This is a genomic window from Poritiphilus flavus (assembly GCF_009901585.1).
Classification (GTDB): domain Bacteria; phylum Bacteroidota; class Bacteroidia; order Flavobacteriales; family Flavobacteriaceae; genus Poritiphilus; species Poritiphilus flavus.
This window is the reverse complement of sequence record NZ_WXYO01000004.1, coordinates 231078-251680: the sequence shown is the minus strand read 5'-3', so window position 1 is coordinate 251680 and position 20603 is coordinate 231078. Positions and strand designations below refer to the sequence as shown.

Annotated in this window: 15 protein-coding genes and 1 pseudogene; 7 read left to right on the top strand and 9 right to left on the bottom strand. The window is 45.0% G+C overall.

Going from position 1 to position 20603, the window contains the following annotated elements:
- The first annotated feature begins 2 nt into the window (after positions 1-2).
- From asnB to GTQ38_RS10110, 6 genes are all read left to right on the top strand, one after another.
- Positions 3-1901, top strand: coding sequence for an asparagine synthase (glutamine-hydrolyzing) (gene asnB / locus GTQ38_RS10135; protein WP_161435395.1), 1899 nt, complete (start codon positions 3-5; stop codon positions 1899-1901).
- A gap of 68 nt (positions 1902-1969) precedes the next feature.
- Positions 1970-3112 carry a glycosyltransferase family 4 protein gene (locus GTQ38_RS10130; protein ID WP_161435394.1) on the top strand — a complete coding sequence of 381 codons (1143 nt, stop codon included), beginning with the start codon at positions 1970-1972 and terminating at the stop codon, positions 3110-3112.
- Positions 3113-3224: 112 nt separating this feature from the next.
- Positions 3225-3833, top strand: a complete 609-nt coding sequence (locus tag GTQ38_RS10125) for a sugar transferase (RefSeq protein ID WP_161435393.1) — start codon at positions 3225-3227, stop codon at positions 3831-3833.
- Positions 3830-4849, top strand: coding sequence for a glycosyltransferase (locus GTQ38_RS10120; RefSeq protein ID WP_161435392.1), 1020 nt, complete (start codon positions 3830-3832; stop codon positions 4847-4849). Before GTQ38_RS10125 ends, GTQ38_RS10120 begins: the two co-directional genes overlap by 4 nt.
- A complete protein-coding gene (locus GTQ38_RS10115) occupies positions 4846-5814 on the top strand; it encodes an ATP-grasp domain-containing protein (protein ID WP_161435391.1) in 969 nt (322 codons plus the stop codon). The genes GTQ38_RS10120 and GTQ38_RS10115 overlap by 4 nt, the downstream gene beginning before the upstream one ends.
- Entirely contained in the window at positions 5798-6454 is a 657-nt protein-coding gene (locus GTQ38_RS10110; RefSeq protein WP_161435390.1) for an HAD family hydrolase, read from the top strand. The genes GTQ38_RS10115 and GTQ38_RS10110 overlap by 17 nt, the downstream gene beginning before the upstream one ends.
- A 5-nt stretch (positions 6455-6459) precedes the next feature.
- On the opposite strand, the gene GTQ38_RS10105 is transcribed toward GTQ38_RS10110, so the two are convergent.
- From GTQ38_RS10105 to GTQ38_RS10065, 9 genes and pseudogenes are all read right to left on the bottom strand, one after another.
- Positions 6460-7638 (bottom strand): OmpA family protein, encoded by a 1179-nt coding sequence (locus GTQ38_RS10105; protein WP_161435389.1) that lies wholly within the window; start codon positions 7636-7638, stop codon positions 6460-6462.
- A gap of 119 nt (positions 7639-7757) precedes the next feature.
- Positions 7758-8219, bottom strand: a complete 462-nt coding sequence (locus tag GTQ38_RS10100; RefSeq protein WP_161435388.1) for a hypothetical protein — start codon at positions 8217-8219, stop codon at positions 7758-7760.
- A gap of 6 nt (positions 8220-8225) precedes the next feature.
- Positions 8226-9368, bottom strand: a complete 1143-nt coding sequence (gene bshA / locus GTQ38_RS10095; RefSeq protein ID WP_161435387.1) for an N-acetyl-alpha-D-glucosaminyl L-malate synthase BshA — start codon at positions 9366-9368, stop codon at positions 8226-8228.
- A gap of 29 nt (positions 9369-9397) precedes the next feature.
- Positions 9398-12310, bottom strand: coding sequence for a glycoside hydrolase family 3 N-terminal domain-containing protein (locus GTQ38_RS10090; protein WP_161435386.1), 2913 nt, complete (start codon positions 12308-12310; stop codon positions 9398-9400).
- Between the two features lie 117 nt (positions 12311-12427).
- Complete coding sequence (locus tag GTQ38_RS10085; RefSeq protein ID WP_161435385.1) at positions 12428-12910, bottom strand: ABC transporter ATPase; 483 nt, start codon at positions 12908-12910, stop codon at positions 12428-12430.
- Positions 12911-12996: 86 nt separating this feature from the next.
- A complete protein-coding gene (locus GTQ38_RS10080) occupies positions 12997-13788 on the bottom strand; it encodes a (Fe-S)-binding protein (protein ID WP_161435384.1) in 792 nt (263 codons plus the stop codon).
- A 16-nt stretch (positions 13789-13804) separates the two neighbouring features.
- The gene (locus GTQ38_RS10075) at positions 13805-15130 is read right to left on the bottom strand and encodes a (Fe-S)-binding protein (protein ID WP_161435383.1); all 1326 of its coding nucleotides are present in this window, start codon (positions 15128-15130) and stop codon (positions 13805-13807) included.
- Positions 15131-16099: an MlaD family protein gene (locus GTQ38_RS10070; RefSeq protein ID WP_161435382.1), complete on the bottom strand. Its 969-nt coding sequence runs from the start codon at positions 16097-16099 to the stop codon at positions 15131-15133. It abuts the gene before it with no gap.
- Between the two features lie 859 nt (positions 16100-16958).
- A pseudogene (locus GTQ38_RS10065) lies at positions 16959-17732 on the bottom strand (N-acetylmuramoyl-L-alanine amidase family protein); the annotation flags it as partial.
- 78 nt (positions 17733-17810) lie between these two features.
- Between GTQ38_RS10065 and GTQ38_RS10060 the strand changes: the two are divergent.
- Positions 17811-20576, top strand: a complete 2766-nt coding sequence (locus GTQ38_RS10060) for a putative LPS assembly protein LptD (RefSeq protein ID WP_238857895.1) — start codon at positions 17811-17813, stop codon at positions 20574-20576.
- The last annotated feature ends 27 nt before the right edge of the window (positions 20577-20603 follow it).

The window sequence follows — 20603 nt, the reverse complement described above, 5'->3', positions numbered from 1 at the left end:
CTATGTGCGGAATCAATGGATTTATATCGAAAGGACAATTAAGTAAAGAGACCCTCGCGACGAAGATCGGGGAGATGAATGATATCATCTTTCATCGTGGTCCGGACGAGGACGGTGTTTACACAGATGTTCAGGAGGGATTCTCACTGGCATTGGGCATGCGCCGCTTATCCATTATTGACCTCAGCACTGGAAAACAACCCATCTTTACGGACGACCGTGAGATGCTTATTCTATTTAACGGAGAGATCTACAATTATCCCATACTAAGGCATGAACTTGCGCAAGAGGGAGTCACTTTCGCGACCCATAGTGATACGGAGGTAATCCTGAAACTTTACGAACGCCACGGCGAAAAGGCTTTCAGCAAACTGGATGGGATGTACGGTTTCAACATCTATGACAAAAAGAAAGACAGAATTGTCATAGCGCGGGACTTTTTCGGGGAGAAACCGCTTTACTATACGCAACAGGGAGATAAATTCATCTGGGGATCTGAACTTAAGTCCCTTCGCTTGCTCATGGATGAGAGACCTGGGATCTCGGACAAAGGACTGAACCACTTCCTGCGGTCAACATATATTCCGGCACCCTATACTATTTACGACAATGTCTTTAAATTAGAAGCTAACCACTGCCTGGTATACGACCTGAAAACGCATAGTTTTGAGATCTCCCCCATTGAAGAAGAATTCAATATAGTAGATGAAAAGCACGATTTTGCCACCGCACGGGAGAAAGTAAAAGACCTGGTCCGCGAAAGCGTGGAAAGCAGATCTATCTCCGATGTACCTATAGGCACATTTCTATCAGGCGGGGTGGATTCTTCCATCGTTTCTCTATGCCTGTCTCAAATGACCCAGGAACGCATCAATACTTTTTCTATAGGATTCAAGAAACAGGCTTATAGCGAAACAGATAAGTCGCGCCTGGTGGCCAAACAGATTAACAGTAAACATCACGAGTTTATCATAGGAGAAGAGGACCTGAAAAACAATATTCACGAGATCCTTCTAAATTTCGACGAGCCATTTTCAGACACCGCTTCCCTGCCTAACTACCTGGTCTCCAAAAAAACCAGCGAACACGTTAAAGTGGCACTGACCGGTGATGGGGGCGATGAGATTTTCGGGGGTTACAACAAATACTATGTTGGAAAACTGAATAAGAGATACACCTCCATTACGCCTAAATTCATCCACAATTTCATTATGAAAAGGGTCTACCCTCTTTTGATGGATAAGGACGATAAACGAGGGCGTAAATTTCAGATCAGGAAAATGTTGAATTCGGTAAATTATGAGGGAAACTACTATTGGGATATCATTTCTCTGGCGAATTCCGAAAACCAGCTAAAGAGTCTTATCCGGCCGGAACTGCATATAGAAGACCTTTACAGGGAATACAAACAAAAACTGAAAATTGACAAGCCAAATTCCCTAACGGCTTATCGTTTTATTGATAAGATCATTAGTCTGGAGGGTGGAATGTTAACCAAGGTAGACCGGACCAGTATGATGAATTCCCTGGAATGCCGGGCTCCTTTCCTCAACAAAAAGATATGGGAATACACCAATGGACTTCCTGAAAATTATCTGATGAAAGGCTGGGACAAAAAGTATATACTCAAAGAGGCGTTCAGAGACCAGTTCCCTGAAAATTTCCTGGATAAAAGTAAACAGGGATTCGGGTCGCCGGTTGGAGACTGGTTGCGCTCCGGCCTGAAAAAAGAGATGGAATCCTATATAGAGACGGATTTCCTGAAGGCACAAAACATATTCAACCTCAATTACTTACAAAGTATGGTCAAGGACCATTTGTCCGGAAAACGAGACAATACCTTTACGGTCTGGGCTATTTATTGCTTCCAGAAATGGTATGTGAACACCTATCTGAACTAAAATCCCCGGAAGCACTCTAATTTTTGTAAATTCAACCTGAAAACTCCAAATCGCCTGCTAAGACCCTAATGGAAAAACCAAAAAATATCCTCGTTCTTTGTTCCGCCTCCTATTCGCTGTACAATTTCCGGGGTGATATGATAAAGAGCCTGTTAGAAAACAATTTCAAGGTGTACTGCGCCGCTCCTGATTTTGACGATCGCACTTTAAAACTGGTTCATGAGTTGGGAGGAATACCTGTCCCTTACAATCTGGAGCGAACCGGGCTGAATCCGCTTAAAGACCTGGGCTCCATTAGGCAGCTGAAAGGCATTTTAAAAGAACACAAGATCGATCTGCTTTTCCCCTATACCATCAAGCCGGTAGTTTATGGGTCCATGGCGGCCAAAAAGCACCGCATCCCAGTGGTTTCTCTGATTACCGGGCTGGGTTTTACCTTTAGCCAGGTTTCTTTTAAATCAAAACTATTGCAGAAGGTTACAGAGTTTCTATATCGAAGGGCATTGCGCTATAATAGTGCTGTGGTATTCCAGAATAAGGACGATTTACAGCTTTTCCTGGACAAAAATATTGTTACTGCCAATCAGACTCTTGAGGTGGTTCAGGGATCGGGCATCAACCTGGATCGCTTTGCCTTTAGGAGTAACAAAAAGATCAAAGGAGAGCCTGTTCGCTTTATTATTGTGGGAAGACTTATACGAGAAAAGGGTGTCGGTTTGTTTATCGAGGCAGGAAAAGAGCTCCAAAAGGAGTTTCCAAAGGCCGAATTCCATATTGTTGGAGCCCCTCCCCCCAATAACAGTTCCGCTATTTCCCTGGAGCTACTAAACACTTTAAACAGTGAGGGGGTTATTGTTTATCACGGCGAATCTAACCAGGTGGATCAACTGATCTCCAGGGCGGATATCTTCGTATTGCCTTCTTTTTACCGGGAAGGGGTACCCCGCTCTGCCCTGGAGGCACTTTCCACCGGGATGCCGATTATTACCACAGACCAGCCCGGTTGCCGGGAAACCGTGGTCCCTGAAGAGAATGGATTTCTTATTCCGCCGAACGAACAGGAACCCCTGACCAAGGCTATGCGCTATTTCCTGGATAATCCGGAAAAAATTGAGGCCATGAGCCTGGCAAGCAGGAAGTTGGCCAAAGAAAAGTTCGATGTTAATCTGGTAAATGCGCAGCTCATCGATATCATAAATAGCAAAATATAACTGGTCTGATATGAATGGGGACCTTATAACTTTTTTAGGGTGTCATTTGTCCATTAATTGAGAGGCTATCCAAAAATATGGTCTTATTTTGCAATGTAAAGGGTAAGTAAATATGTACGTCCGTTTTTTTAAGCGCTTGCTGGACATAGTTTTATCTTCTGTACTTTTATTGCTACTCAGCCCAGTGCTGATAGTGGTAAGTTTGTTATTGCTCCTGGCGCAAGGCAGCATTCTTTTTTCCCAATCCAGGCCAGGAAAAAACGAGAAGATCTTTAAGATCACTAAATTCAAGTCCATGACGGACGAACGCGGACCGGATAATGAGCTTTTGCCAGATGAAGAACGACTAACAAGGATAGGACAATTCGTAAGAAAGACTTCACTGGACGAAATTCCGCAGTTGTTCAATGTACTTAAGGGTGAAATGAGTCTGATAGGCCCCAGACCCTTGCTGGTATCCTACCTGCCCCTTTACAACGAAAGACAGAAAAAAAGGCATTTGGTAAGACCGGGAATAACAGGGTGGGCCCAGGTGAACGGCAGGAACGCCATTTCATGGGATCAGAAGTTTGAATATGATGTGTGGTACGTAGAGAACATCAGTTTTAGCCTGGACATGAAGATCTTGTGGCTGACCTTCTTGAAAGTATTAAAAAGAGAAGGAATTTCGTCCGGCACCAGCGCTACCATGGAATTCTTCACCGGAAACGAAGCTTCATGAGATTAAGTATCGTAATCCCCTGCTATAATATGGAGGCCTACCTGCCTCAATGCCTGGACAGTCTTCTGGCCCAGGAACTCGATCCGGATGAACATGAGATCATCGTGGTCAACGACGGCTCCAAAGACCGGACTCTGGAGATTGCAAAGTCTTATCAGGCCCAAAATCCGCAAATTGAGATCATCGATAAAAAGAACGCGGGTGTTGGCGCTGCACGGAATAGCGGGTTGGACAAAGCTATTGGGGCCTATATCTATTTTCTGGACCCGGATGATTACCTGGTGGAAAACAGGCTACATGAAGTGCTCAATCTGGCTGAAAGTCAGCAGGTTGATATTCTAAGTTTTATTTCAATACCCGTTGGTAAGGACGATTATATCACAGATGGTGCGCCATTTGAGCCGGTTTGTGAGCTGGATATAAGCGATGGTATCAGCTATATCGCCAAAAAGAAATTCCACAATGAGATCTGGTGGTACTTAGTACGAAAGGAATTCCTGACCTCCAATAATCATCGTTTTATTGAGGGTCGATGGATGGAAGATGCCATTTTAACGGCCGAACTTTTTTGCACCGCAAAGCGCATGGCGCATGTGGATATAGACCTGCACAGATACAGGATCTTACCTACCTCGGCCATGAGGAATAAAACTCCCGAGCACTACAACAAGGTTATTTTTGACAATGCCAACGCCGCCCATGTATTTGACGGGCTGATAAAGGAGATACCTAAAGAGCACCCAAAGGCAGAAAAATGTATACAGCGCCTCAAAACCAGGCAACAATCCTTTGTTTTCTTCCTTCTGGTCAGGCTGATGAAATCTGACCTTTCTGTAAAAAGAATTCCCGAAATGTTAAGTGGGTTCGAAGAGATAGACGCCTATCCGCTTAAAAAATTCCTGGGTAAAGACTATAGCGGTTTTAGCTATTCGTTTATGGTTTTTATCTTTAACAGAAAATATTTGATAAATCCGTTTATCAAGATTTTCCGAACTTTTTACGCAATAGTCAGATGAATATATTGATCACTTCGGCAGGCAGGCGTGTTTCTTTGCTCAGAGCTTTCCAAAAAGAACTGAAAAAAGTAAACCCGGAAGCCAGGGTTTATGCCGCCGATGCTAATCCTGCACTCGCAGCCGCCTGTACTGTGGCCGATGGTTCATTTAAAGTTCCGCGACTTTCGGAACCCAACTACATCGACTATCTGATCGGAAAGTGTAAAGAACACCAGATTGGCTTAATTATTCCCACCATAGATACCGAACTGCTGCTCCTGGCAGAGAATTCCTCCCTCCTGAAAGATCACGGGATCCAAGCGGTAATATCCTCTCCTGATTTTATCGTAAAGTGCCGCGATAAACGAAAGATCCACAAGTTCTTCGAGGAAAAAGGGATTGCCGTGGCCAAAGAATACCCACGGGACAATTACAAGCTCCCTATGTTCCTGAAACCCTGGGACGGGAGCCGCAGCGTAGACACTTACCTCATACAAAAGAAAGAAGAGCTGCAGGAGCATCACTTTGCCAATAAAAAGCTCATGTTCCTGGAATATCTGGATCATTCGCAGTTTGAAGAATATACCTGCGACCTTTACTACGGCAGAGATCACAAACTCAAATGCGCGGTCCCCAGGAAAAGGATAGAAGTACGGGATGGGGAAGTCAATAAAGGTGTAACCTGTAAAGACGACCTGGTTCCGTATATCAGAGAACATATGGCGGAAATTGAAGGGGCTGTAGGCTGCCTTACCACTCAATTTTTCAAACACAAATCCGAGCCCAGGATATACGGGATAGAGATCAACCCCCGTTTTGGTGGTGGATATCCCCTATCCTACCTGGCAGGAGCGAACTTCCCGAAATGGATCATTCAGGAGTACCTGCTGGACCAATCAGTTGAAGATAATTTTGACTGCTGGGAAGGCGATTTGCTCATGTTGCGATATGATGATGAAATTTTAGTCCATGGATATAAAGGTTGATTCAAAGACCGTAATTGTTTTTGACCTGGACGACACCATTTACAATGAACTGGAGTTCTTAAGATCCGCTTATATTCACATTGCAAGGCAATTAGACCCCGAAGATTGGAGGAAACTTTATGTTCTCATGTTTTCCTTATACCGAAATAAAGAGGACGTTTTTGGAATGCTCTCAGAGCAATACGGAATTTCTAAAACCCGGTTGATAAAGGATTATCGGGAACATATACCCAATATAGTTCCTTTCCGGGGTGTGGTTGAGCTACTAAAGGAGATCAGGTCCAAAGGCGGGCAGACAGGCATACTTACGGATGGCAGGGAAATCACTCAAATGAACAAAATAAGGGCGCTGGGCATTGAAAACCTCATAGACCATATTGCTATTTCCGAAGTACTCGGATCTGAAAAGCCAGACCTCAACAACTATAAGGTTTTTATGGACAAATATGCTGTAGCTAAGTATTGCTACATTGCAGATAATGCTAAAAAAGACTTTGTTACGCCAAATAGTTTGGGATGGAAGACCATTGGCCTTATGGACAATGGCCTGAACATCCACAGCAATGCTTATCAGTATTTCTCAAAGGAATATCTGCCGCAATTCTTTATTCAACAAATTTCTGAGATCCGGATAATTTAGGGCTTTTAGTACTCCACGACTAGAAACTCCGTTCTTCGGTTTACGCGATGTTCTGCCTCCGAACAAGGTACATCATTCTTACAATGATTGGTTAATTGGGTTTCACCCAGACCTTCGCCGATCAATCGATCTGCTTCCACCCCTTTTTTGGTCAGGTAATCCAGAACGCGTTTAGCACGGCGTTCAGACAACCATTGATTGTATTTTTCAGCACCCCTGGAATCCGCGTGAGCGGTGATCCTTAGTTTTAGTGTAGGCGTTTCGGCTAAAAGCGTTGCTAAACCATCGAGTACGGATTTGGATTCTCTGCCCAGATAGGAAGAATTCAGGGCGAAATAGGGTTTACCCAGACTTTCGATAGCATCTAACAACTGTTGTTTGCGTTTTTGCTCAGCTTCCTGCCTGGCTTTTTCTGCCGCGGCAAGTTCTGCTTCGCGTTTCTCACGAGCCAGCCTTTCTGCAAGCGCCTTGGCTTCTTCTTCAGCCCGCTTGGCCGTTGCAATGGAATCTGCTACCCGCTGACGTTCTTTTTCCAGTTCTTCTATAAGCGCTAATTTCTCTTCCCCTTTCTTTGAAAGCCCTTTTTCGATACCGAATTGGTACACTACCCCGGCAGCGTGTTGGATGTGGTTGGTGGCGTTATCACCTATAGACCATTTACCCGAAGAATTGAGATCAATACCCCAATTGTCCGAAAGCCATGTTCTGAAGCCCACAACGGCATTGTAAGTACCCCTGCCCTGGTTATTGGCGTCTGTATAACCCAAACCTACCCCGACATAGGGGTCAAACCAGGCTGTCTGTCCAATGATCTTATTGAGGTCATAAGACAATCGGGTATCTATAGACCAATAGTCTATGTCGGTGTCATTCACCACCCCATCTATGATCTTCCCTTCTTTGTATTGAGAATAGGCCGCAATGGCTTCAACACCTATTCCGCTCTCAAAATACCTTCCTATACTGGCTCTTGAGGGAAAAGCTACCATATTCCATTGACTGTCTGCATCAAAAAGCTGATCAAAAACATCACCGGAATCGTCAATAATGGTGTATCCAAGACCTGCCATCCAGGAGCTCTTGACGATACTATCCTTTGCGGTGAGGGCTATTTCTTCCTGCCCGAAAGATTTTGCGAAAAAGAGCAGAATTGCCACAGCGAGGACATTCTTATAGGCTTTCATAATTTTAAGATTTAGGGCTTAATTGTAAAACAAAATTACCCCAGCTATAATGCGGTGCCAAATTCCGGGTATGATCTTCAATAAAATTCGACAGAAGGTCAACTTAGCCGCTGATACGTCTAGTTTTCTCGTTCTAGCTCAATTTCCCGATCGGTAAGCGGTAAGGTATAAAGGATGAAAGGATAAGTAATGGCGGTAGAACTTTCCTGATTCTCAGTCTTTTCCGTGGCCACGGAAAGTACCAGTTTTTCCGGATTTTCCGATTTGGTTTGCAGGGCAGGAATACGACTTCCTGAAACCTCGCCTCCGCAGTAAATCACCACCATTTCCCTGGAGAAGTCCACTTTTGGAATTGGCAGTCCAGGTTTTCTCGTTTTATTGATCTCCAGGAAGAAGCGCTTTAGCTTTCCGGCCTCTCGGATAATCATGAGTTCAGGAACTTCAGTCCCTCCATAGCTATCGCTGAGAACATAGGTAAGATTGTTTTCCACTGCCGTTTGTGCTTCATTGGTATTCACTCCTTCTTTTTGACTTTTACAGCCTAAAATAAGAATTAAGATAACGAATACTAATTTATTCATAATCAATTAGTAAGCGTTTTTATATCGCCCCTTGTAGGCCTTCTCGTAAACAGCCTCGTAAAGCGGAAGTATATGGGTGATATCAAACTTTGAAGCTTCCTTAAAAGCGTTTTCTTTGAACTTTTCCAGCGTTTGATCGTTCTCTAAAATACTCAGGGCGTTGGCTACCATATTGTCAATATCGCCAACTTTGCTCAAATACCCTGTAACCCCATGTTTGTTTACCTCCGGAATACCCCCGGTATCACTGGAGATCACAGCCACTTTATTGATCATGGCTTCCAGGGCAGCGAGTCCAAAGCTCTCTGTTTCTGAAGGGAGTAAGAACAGATCTGAGAAGCAAAGGATACGATCTATCTCATTGCTATTCCCAAGGAAGACTACCCGGTTTTTGATTCCCAGTCTTTCGCAAAGCCTTTCTGCCTTTTCTTTCTCCGGCCCCTCTCCGACCATGATTAGCTTTGCAGGGATCTTACGCTGTATCTCGTAAAATATGCGAATGACATCTGGTATCCGTTTTACCGCACGGAAATTACTGATATGCGTAATTATCTTTTCATCGTCATTGGCCATAAGTGAACGCTGGCAATCCGTGTATTGCATGCTGTACTTTCGCTTGTCTATAAAGTTTGGGATCACTTCTATCTCCTTTTTGATCCCGAACAAATCCTTTGTGCTCTGTCTTAGATTTTCAGATACCGAGGTCACCACATCAGACTTATTGATACTAAAGGTAACCGCCGGCTTATAGAATGGATGGTTCCCGACCAAGGTGATGTCCGTTCCGTGCAAGGTGGTGATCATAGGCACATAGATGCCTTCTTCCTCCAATATTTTCTTGGCCATAAAGCCCGCATATGCATGAGGTATGGCATAGTGCACATGCAACAATTCAATCCCGAATAGCTTAATGGTGTCCACTAGCTTGCTGGAAAGTGCGAGCTCATATGGTTGATAGTGAAATAGCGGGTACTCTGGAACATGAACTTCGTGGAAGTAGATCTTGTTGCTCAAAAGCTCCAGTCTTACCGGTTGTTTATAAGTAACAAAATGAACTTCATGTCCCCTGTTGGCCAATGCAATACCCAGTTCAGTGGCCACTACCCCACTTCCTCCGAAGGTGGGATAACAAACAATAGCTATCTTCATGAATACAAATCTACATTTTAATTCCTTCGCTAATTTATAATGGAATCATAAATAGCCTGTTGGATACGGGTCCTAAGCCCGGATTTTACCAATAGCCGGTTGGTGGCCGAAGGAAAGGTACGGTTAGACAAGAATACGTAGACAATCTCTTCTTCAGGGTCTGCCCAGGTATAGGTCCCGGTAAAACCACTATGTCCAAAACTCTTGCGGGAAACACAACCACAGGTTGGCCCCTTATCTTCCAGCTGGGGCTTGTCGAAGCCCACGCCTCGCCTGACATTTTTATGGCAGAAATAGCATTTGTTGAATTTTTCAACTGTTCGCTCCTCTAAAAATCGTTCACCGCCGTAAAATCCACCCTGTAAATACATCTGCATGATCTTTGCCACATCATTCGCATTGCTAAATAAGCCGGCATGCCCACCTACTCCACCTTGCATTGCGGCTCCCATATCATGGACGTATCCCTGTACCTTCTGATAGCGGTAATAATTGTCAATCTCAGAAGGTACTATGTTTTCCCTGGGGAACTTCTCCAGTGGGTTATAACTGGTGTTGGTCGTGCCCAGGCGTTTGTAAAATAACTGATCTGTAATATCGTCCAGGCTTCTACCGTAAGTATCCTCAATATATTTTTTGAGAACGTAATAGGCCACGTCACTATAGCGATATCTGTTTGATTTTAGTTCCTGCCTGCCAATGCGGTTATATATGGAGTCGGTGTAGGCATTCGCGAGGTACATGCGGTCTGTTACCTTTATGGAAAATCCGTCCGAAGGGTTGCTTCGGTAGAACTCTCCGGAAGGTCTTCGCTTTTTATCCAGAGTGTCTATGTAAAAGGCGATCCAGGCAGGTAGGCGGCCATAATGACTTAATGCCTTTAGCACTGTGACATTTTTGAGTTCGGAGTCCTCATAAGCAGGTATGAGCTCTTTGAACGTAGTGTTCAAGGCGATCTGCCCCTCCTCCTCCATCTTCATAACAGTGGGTAGTGTAGCCAGGATCTTGGTCAGGGAAGCCAGATCGTAAATATGATCCGCGCGAATACTATCTCCATCTTTATAAGTAGTCTTGCCAAAGCCTTTATTGTAAACCACTTTACCCCGACGGGCTATCAGTACCTGTGCACCGGGATACATCAAAGAATCCAGACCATCCTGGACCAGTCGGTCCACCTCAGCCAGGCCTTCGGAGCTAAGCCCCACGCGTTCCGGTACGCTATAACCCAAACGCATCAGGGGTTGAAGAGACAATCCTGAATGAACCGGAAACTCCGGGTGAGCCGTAACTGGCAGCCTTCCTTTTGCCCCGATAGCGCCAAAAAGCAATTCCGCTGCCGTTTCCTGGGCTATCTCACTATTCTGATAGGCCATGACCACGGCATCTATGGTATCAAAACTGGCAACATCCAATAATGCGTAGGGCTTGGCAAATGCCGTAAGTATCGTATTGGAGGTCCTTAGTTTGCTGATCTCATGTAACCAGAACCGGTCTTTTTCGGAAAATTTATAGGCTTTCCAGGGACTATCGTTGCTTTTGTGAAATCCTACGATCACCAGGTTAAAATCTGCCAGTTTAGCCTTTAGGTCTGCAATATTGGAAGCGCTTACCTCGGTAACTTCAGCATAGTTATTCAAGTTTTTCAGAAAAGTATCCCCTTCGGCATCACCCAACTTTACATAGGCTATCTTTTTGTTTTCCAGCTTCTTGATCGCCAATAGATTTACCTTGTCTTTCAGCACTGTTATAGCATTCTCCATCACTTCCTCGTAAAGCATATCGTCTTCCGGGGAATTCAAGGATCCGTAAAGGCCTGTGGTATCAATAGGTTGATATTGGTGTAATCCGGCCTTGTATTTGGCCATGAGCATTTTCTTTACGGATGCCTCCAGCCGTAGATCAGAGATCCTGCCCTGATCATAAGCCTCTAATATCCTGGTCTTGGCAGCTTCTATATCGCGGGGCATCAATAGAATATCATTCCCCGCCAGAAAAGCCTGTAATTCGGTTTCACCAGGCTCGCCGTAATTAGCGACACCGTTCATATTCAATGCGTCCGTAAAAACCAGTCCCTTGAACTGCATTTTCTCCTTTAACAAGCCGGTAATTATGGATTTAGAAAGGGACGATGGCAGGGCTTCCTGATTTTCCAATTCGGGCACATTCAAGTGAGCTACCATCACACTGCTCAAACCATTCTCGATGAGTTTTTTATAAGGATAGAGTTCTACACTGTCCAAACGCTGTGGCGTAAACCCTATAGTCGGTAAGGTATTATGAGAATCCTGGGCGGTATCTCCATGACCTGGAAAGTGCTTTCCACTGGATAGCACCCCGGCTTCTGCCATGCCCTGCATAAAGGCCAGGCCCTGCCTGGTTACGATCTCTTTGTCTTCCCCGAAAGATCGGTTGCCGATGATGGGATTTTTTGGATTGGTGTTAATATCTATATCCGGAGCGAAGTTTATATGCACCCCCAGGCGTCTCGCGTGTTTTCCGATCCGGTATCCCACCCGCTCTATGATGCAGCTGTCCGTAACGGCTCCAAGGGTCATATTCCAGGGAAAGGCATAAGCCGAATCCAAACGCATAGCCAGCCCCCACTCCGCGTCCATACCAATCAATAATGGGACCCTGGAATTCGCCTGGTAGGAATTGGTGAGATGGGCTTGCCGCACCGGGCCTCCTCTGGAGAATATCACTCCTCCTATCCTGTGCTTTTGTATGATGTCCTTTATCTTGTCCGTAGCTGCCTTTTCCTGATTTGAGGCCACCATCACCATAAATAGCTGACCGATACGGTCTTCAACCGACAGATTCTCATAAGTCTCATCTACCCATTTTTTCTGATCCAGGGTATCCTGACTTACCAGCGGGTCTATTTGTCCCCAGGAATAAAAAAAGCCAATGGAAAATAAATAAACTAGTATTCGTTTCCGCATAAATAGATTAATCTAAGGTACTAACTTAAATCCCGATGAAATATTGCATTTCATCGAATTTCCTAGTCTCAGTGGGGTTTGGCAATTGTTTATGTCAGGCTGTTCTCCGGTTTAAAATTACAAAAATCGACTATGCCAACTTTCGGAAGCCGGTACCTCCCAGAAGTTCTCATACTCCTGTTTGTTGGTAACCAAATTGTTGAATACGACTGTATTCGCTGAAACCGATTTAGCTTTCGCCATTTTCTTGAAATCCGCCAGAGGTTTATAAGCGATATACTCCCCTTGTTTGAAGGAGACGTTCATTTTGTCTAACAGATCAACTTGATATTTCTTTTCCAATGCCTGGATAAAGTGCACCGAAGCGTCTATCGAACAGCCGGATGCTGAATTCAGGTTTTGATCCAGGCCAATCACAATGAATCTTGAATACCTGATCTCAAAACCCGCTTTTAGATCAGCTCCGTGTGCCGTCCATTGCTTGATAAACTCTCCTGTTAAGCTACTTACTTCCTCCAGTTCTTCAGGGGTGAAACTCCGGTTTGACTGGTAGATCCAGATACGCGAAGTTTTGGGAAGTGATTCAAATGATACCAGCATAAGTGTTTTTGTTTTTTCTGAATTGTCAGGGCCAATTTACCACCCCTGACTATTTGTTCGCCAAGCTTCCTGAACCTTACCGGAAATCAGAGATCCGCGGCACGAGCGAGCAACTCTGTGATGTCCATTACAGCGATAGAGGCTTCTTTTTCCTTATTCTTAATTCCATCTGTCATCATCGTATTGCAAAATGGGCAGGCGGCCGCAATAATATCCGGCCGGGTTTCCAAAGCCTGCTCCGTACGCTCAATATTGACGTCCTTATCTCCTTTTTCAGGCTCTTTGAACATTTGCGCCCCGCCAGCTCCGCAACACAGTCCTCGTTTTTTGCAATTCTTCATCTCCACCAATTCCGCATCCAACTTCCGGATGAGTTCCCTGGGAGCTTCGTATACGTCATTAGCCCGCCCCAAGTAACAGGGATCGTGATAGGTTATCCGCTTTCCTTTAAAGCTTCCTCCTTCCAGGCTCAATCGTCCCTCTTCAAACAACTGTTTCAGGAACTGCGTATGATGCAAAACCTCGTAGTTCCCTCCTAATTCCGGATATTCGTTCTTAATGGTATTAAAGCAATGCGGACAGGCCGTTACGATCTTCTTTACCCCATATCCATTGAGAATTTCAATATTGGTCACAGCCTGCATTTGAAAAAGAAACTCGTTCCCTACGCGTTTTGCCGGATCTCCACTGCAACTCTCTTCAGTACCTAAAACCGCAAAATTTATGCCGGCCTTGTTCAGCAATCGCACAAAAGCTTTGGTTATCTTTTTTGCTCTATCGTCAAAACTACCTGCACAGCCTACCCAGAACAGTACTTCGGGCTCTTTACCTTCGGCAAAGAGTGAGGCCATGGTTGGAACATTTATTTCATTACTCATAGTCCTATAACAAGTTTTAGGATTCAGATGCCCAATTCAGTCTGTCCATCTGATTAAATGGCCATGGAGCTCCGTTATTCTCAATATTCCCCATCATGGAGTTCAGGTCTGAAGGTGCGGCAGACTGCTCCATAACCAAATACTGCCTCATATCCATAATAATTGAAAGGGGGTCAATGCTGATGGGGCAGGCCTCTACGCAGGCATTACAGGAGGTACAGGCCCACAATTCTTCCCTGCTGATATAATCGTCCAGCAACTGCTTCCCGTCTTCCACAAAGTTTCCTTTGTTCGCCGTAATGTTGCGACCCACTTCTTCCAGCCGGTCCCGGGTATCCATCATGATTTTCCTGGGAGACAATTTCTTCCCGGTTTGATTCGCCGGGCACTCGCTGGTACACCTGCCACATTCCGTGCAGCTGTATGCATTTAGTAGTTGTATCCACTTCAGGTCCATTACATCCGAGGCTCCAAATTTCTCAGGAGGTGGTGCATCTTCCGCCGGCGCGGCGTAAGGATCAGCCGAAGGGTCCATCATCAACCGCACTTCCCTGGTAACCGACTCTAAATTCGCAAACTGCCCTTTGGGATTCAGGCTGCCATAGTAGGTATTAGGAAAAGCCAGGAGAATATGTAAATGCTTGGAATAGTAAAGGTAATTGAGAAAGAAAAGGATACCCAGAATATGAAGCCACCAGGCAGATCTTTCTATAAGCACAAGGGTGCCAATGGAGAGACCCTCGAACAAGGGCGCAATAAACTGGCTTACCGGGAATGCACCTGCTTCATTATAATGTGGAGCACCGAGTTGCTGCAATTGCAGGTCGGAGGCGTTCATGGTGAGGAACAAGATCATCAGTACCAATTCAATGTAAAGGATCAGGTTCCCGTCTTTTTCCGGCCAGCCTTTCATCTCGGGTTTTATAAATCGCTGCAATCTGATAATATTCCGTCTCAACCAAAAGACAATCACCGCTACGATCACCAAAAGGGCCAGGACTTCAAACGATGCGATCAGGAAGTCGTAGAACCCGCCCATAAAGGCGAACACCCTGTGTGTACCCAACAGTCCGTCTATGATGATCTCAAGGACTTCAATATTGATGATAATAAAACCGAGGTAGACGATCACATGCATGATCCCGGCAACCGGTCTCACTACCATTTTACTCTGCCCCAATGCAATCATGGCCATATTCCGCCACCTGGTGGAAGCATTGTCACTGAGATCCACTTCCTTTCCCAGTTTAATATTCCGGGCGAGTCTTCGTACGTTCCTCGTAAAAAATGCTATCCCCAGAACGAGGGCTATTGCAAACAGGATATTCTGGAGGTATTCCATTTATTGATCGTCATTTTTATCCGCTGGGTCGTCCTCAGGCAGGGTATAATCTTTCTGTTTCTTTCCAAAGACCGAAACATTGACATAGCGTTTCGGATTGAGTCTGAAATCCTGAAGCAAAAGGTCCAGTTCGCGAGAAGCCTCGGAGAGATTGGTATACAATGCTTCATCGTGCATCAGTTTCCCCAATGAACCCTCACCTTTCTGCATTTTCGCCATTAACACATCTAAACTGGCCAGGGTAGATTCCAGATTTCGGATCGTTTTCGATAGATCGGCGGTAGCAAGGGAGTCGGATATTTTGGAAAAATTAGTCGTAATGGTGTTGATATTCGTAATAGAACTATCTAACTGGGCCTTATTCGTTATTAATATCTCATTAAGAGCATTGGCGCTTTTCTGAAAACTGCTTACCAGGCCGTTCAAACCTTCTATGCTCTCCCTAAGATTTTTTTTGGTCCGGGTGTCCAATACATCATTGAAATTCATCAATAGGGAATCCGCATGAGAAACCGCTCCTTCTACTTTAAGTTGGAGGGGAGTTAACCGTTGCTGTACCAGTTCGGTAAGGCCGGGTTTCGTATCGGTTATGAGCGTATCACCTGAGACTGCCATTGGCGCCCCATCAAAAACCGGCTTTATCTGAATTCCCTTTCCTCCTATAATACCGGTGTCGTAAAGTTCCGCTCTGCTATTCCTCGAGAACTCAAAATCACTACTAACCGAAAAGGTTACCAGCAGGCTGCCGCTTTCATCTTTAAATTCAATACTGTTGACCTTTCCAACTCCAAATCCGTTGATGGACACTGGAGTCCCGGGTTGCAATCCGCCTATATGCTGGTATACAGCGTAGAAGGTCTTGCTGGATTCAAAGATTGAGGATGACTTTAGAAAAGTAAACAACAAAATAAACAGGAGAACTCCGCCTATGACGATTATCCCCGTTTTAAATTCCCTGGATAGTTTCAAAAGGACTTTGTTTTGGTTACAAACAAAATTAGAAATAATTTTTGAGGACAAGCCATTATTCAGAGACGTAATTTAAGGCCTCTTTAATAGGAATTCGAACACCGTCCTTATAAGCCACAATAAAAGAGGTGGAATAACCCTTGGCATCTGCATTGGATTTATAGAGCGTGGCCTGGAAGTAAGAATCCGTATTTCCGTACATATATCGGAACAGGTTTTTGTAGGGTTCTTTGGATAGAGTGTTCAACCCTCTAAAGTCTTCTGCCCTGAGAGGCATATCCTTTGAGCTGGCCAACAGCTGTACTTTAAAAACTATATTGACATCGGGTTTGGCCTTTTTGGCCGGCGGTGATTTGGCGGCCACGGTAGTTTTATCCACTGCTTTTTGAGCTACCTCTTCTTTTTTGGGTGGGTCTGCTTTAGCTGCCACTACTTCTTTCTCGGGCGGGGGAGAATTTGTTTTGGCGACCTCTTTTTTGGAATCCTCTTCCACAGGTTGTGGGGAGTTCAGTTCTTTGGTTACAGCCGCAACCACCTGTTCCGTCTGCTTGTCCACTTCTGCCGGCGGAGTTTTTACAGCTGGCGTGGGTTTTGTCTCTGGCGCCTTTTTAACCGCAACTTCAGCCGGAGGCTGCGGCACTGGTTCTTTTTTCGGCAGATTCGTGGTCTCCGGGGCCTTTTCCGCAGAAGTAGTATTTGTGGTTTTTGGAGGTTCAGTCTTCTCGATTACCGCTTCCGCCACCTCGGTAGCTTTTTCTTTCTCCTCCGTTTTGGCTTCTGTCACTGGAGGTTCTGCTGCTGTCTCTATTTCCGGACTTTGTTGGGTAACAACAGCCGGTTCAGTTGTGGTATCGATTGTAACACCATCTTTGTAAGACACTATGGCATCGGCGATCGCTTTCCCTATCTCTGTCTGACCTTTGTTGGAATTCAGGTACATCCCTTCGGACTTGTTGGTCAAAAATCCGGTTTCTACCAATACGCTTGGCATAAAAGTCTGATGGAGTACAATAAAGCCGGCTTGTTTTACTTTGCGATCATTTCGCCTTAACTTATTGGAGAAGTTTTCCTGCATCAGGGAGGCCAATTGTATACTCTTTTCCAGGAATTCTTCCTGCATAATGGTTAGCCCTATAATGGATTCGGGCGAATTGATATCATATTTGGCGTAGCGGGACTCGTAGTTGTCCTCCAGGTAGATTACTGAGTTCTCCTTTTTGGCAATCTCAAAATTCTGTTTATTGGCGTGCAGGCCAAGAACAAAAGTACCGGCACCATTGGCATTGGAGGTGTGTGAATCGCAATGGACCGACACGAAAAGATCCGCGTTCGCTTTGTTGGCGATCTCGCCTCTTACGTAAAGGTCAACAAAGGTATCGTCCTTACGGGTATAGACCACTTTGATCCCTGCTTGCTTTTCCAGAAATTCACCTGCCCGAAGTACGATCTTAAGGGCAATATTCTTTTCAAGGTAACCGTTCCCGAGGTTTCCAGGGTCATGTCCGCCATGACCAGCGTCTAAAACTACGATGAAATCCTTAGCCGGTGCATCTTCCTGATTCGGTTTTTCAAAAGAGACAAAAAGCGTCAGACTAAGTAAAAAGGGAATAAAAAAAAACCGTTTTCTTTGCATTGTCATACTGCTATTTCAGGGCATCTGCTATGGTTAAATTTATGGTAATGTGCTGTAAGCAGAAGAAAAAATATATGTATGTTTGGTCTCCAAATATCAGGCCAAACCATTACAAAAATAGGATTTATAGCCTTGCAATCAAATAAACATCCTTTACTTTTACTATGGTTGCTTCTCTTTGGTGCCTTTTCTCTTGTGGCTCAGGAAGATTTGATCAAACCCCTGCCTATCAAGGCTGTAAAGGACTCCATCACGGCTCCTCTCCTTACTCCACAAATGGTACGTGATACGGTTGTTACAGATTCCACAGAGATTGACACTCTGGGTGGAAAGGAACCATTTTTACTGGATAAAATTGAGTACAAGGCCAAAGATTACGTCAAACTCAGCCAGAAAGACCAAAAGATCTATTTGTACAATGAGGCCGAGATCTACTACCAGGATACCGAGCTAAAAGCGGGCATCATAATCATGGACTATATTAAAAATGAGGTCTACGCCGGCAGGATCAAAGATTCACTGGGGAACTACACACAGCTACCTTACTTTAAACAGGGAGAGAACGTGGTGATCCCGGACTCCATCCGATTTAATTTTGACACCCAGAAAGCACTGATATGGAATTCCAGAACGGAGCAGCAGGCGGGCTTGGGGCAGTTGGGTAGCGATGCGATGAAGGTATATGCAGATGTCACTAAAAAGGAGAACGACTCGGTTTACTTTCTGAGTGAGGGCAAGCTCACTACCTCCAAAGACACGATCGATCCCGATTATTACATTCGGGTCAGAAAGGCCAAGTTCGTCCCCAAGAAAAAGGTAATTGCCGGCTTTAGTAACCTGTATATTGTTGATGTACCCACCCCTATTGCTTTGCCTTTCGCGTATTTCCCCTTAACGGTAGGGCGTACCGCGGGTATTATGATGCCCACCTTTGGTAATGATCCGGACCGGGGGTATTTTCTGCAGAACGGAGGGTATTATCTCCCTATAGGGGATTATGCGGACCTTACCCTTACAGGAGACCTGTATACCAACGGAAGTTACGGGATACGTGCCCAGTCCGTATATGCCAAACGCTACAAATTCCGGGGGAATATCAATTTCAGGTTCGAAAATCAGATCGTAAGTCAAAAGGGATTTGACGATTTCAGCCGTGGGACCATTTACAATGTACAGATCTCACATTCTCAGGATCCCAAGGCCAATCCCAATTCAAGGATCTCCGCCTCTGTTAACCTCGGAAGTAGCCAGTATTACCGGAATTCCCTATTGCAGCAAAACCTGCCCAATACACAGATCAATAACCTCTCGTCTTCCATATCGTATTCCAAGACATTTCCGGCTTATCCCTCGGTGAACCTGAGCCTTACTGCCACCCATAACCAGAACACCAATACCAATGTGGTGGATGTTACCCTGCCAACCTTACAGGCCAGTATGGAGCGTATCTTTCCCTTCGCCAAAAGGGAGGGAATTAAAAAAGGGGCTTTACAGAACATTAATTTTCAATATGATCTGAACGCCAGAAACCAGATCCGTACCAATGATGAAGATTTTCTGAGTACAAGAATGTTTGACGATGCCAAGGTCGGAGCCCGCCATCGTATTCCGATCAGTACCAACTTTAAGGTTGCCAAGCACTTTAGTGTTACCCTGGGTGGTAGCTATGAAGATGTATGGACGCTGCAGACCTTCAATCAAAGCTTCGATCCGGATACACAAACCGTTGTAACGGATACTATTAGTGGTTTTGACCGTTATAATCAATACAGTCTAAGTGCGAGCATTGGTACTACCCTGTACGGGACTTTCAATCGTGGGGAAGACAGAAAACTACAGGCCATAAGACACGTGATGAGGCCCTCCATCAGCTATGGATTTGCACCTTCATTTGAACAGTTTTACGATGAGTACCTGAATACGGTTACCGGCCAGACTGTCCAGTTCAGCAGGTTTCAGAACACCATCTACGGGGCCCCAAGGCTGGGTAGGTCCAATGCGCTGAGCTTTACCCTTGCCAATACTTTGGAGGCTAAGGTGAGGGACAGGGATTCAACCGTTACGGAACCCAAAAAGATCATGATCCTCAATAGCTTCAATTTATCTTCTGGGTATAACTTTGAGGCGGATTCGTTGCGGATTAGTCCGCTGGTTATTTCAGGAGGAACTAATATCCTCAACAACAAGATGTCCATTAACTTTGGCGCCAATTTAGATCCCTACGCCATTGATAATAATGGAAGACGGATCAATACTTTCAATATTGATAACGGGGGAAGCCTTTTCAGGTTAACCTCGGCGCGAGCCAACCTAAGTTATTCCATAAGCAGCTCGGACTTTGGAGGAGACAAGGAAGAAAAACGCGGAGATCCGGACAGTCCCTATGACGGTCAGAACTACGTCGCGGCCAGTGGAGGTAGGACGGATGATCTCTTCGGGCAGGCCAATAATTTCAATGAGGGAAGTTTTGACAATCGGGATGAAGACGATGTGGAAAACCCGGTTTACGGAACCAAGATCCCCTGGGATCTCAGGCTGCAATACGCCGTAACCTATAGCAATAGTAACCGGCAGAATGAGTTTAGCAACCACTCCCTGATGTTCTCAGGGAATGTAAATCTATCCCCTCGCTGGAGGGTGGGTGTTTCGTCCGGTTATGATATCAGACGGAAAGGTTTTACGGTAACCCAATTGCGTTTTGAAAGGGACCTGAAGAGCTTTAAAATGAATTTTAACTGGACTCCCTTCGGGGATTTTGAACGATGGTATTTCTTTATCGGGATAAAAAGCTCCATCCTTTCAGACCTGAAGTGGGAAAACCGAAGTCAGCCCAATATCAGATAAGTCAGTATTCAATTCTCTACCCACCGA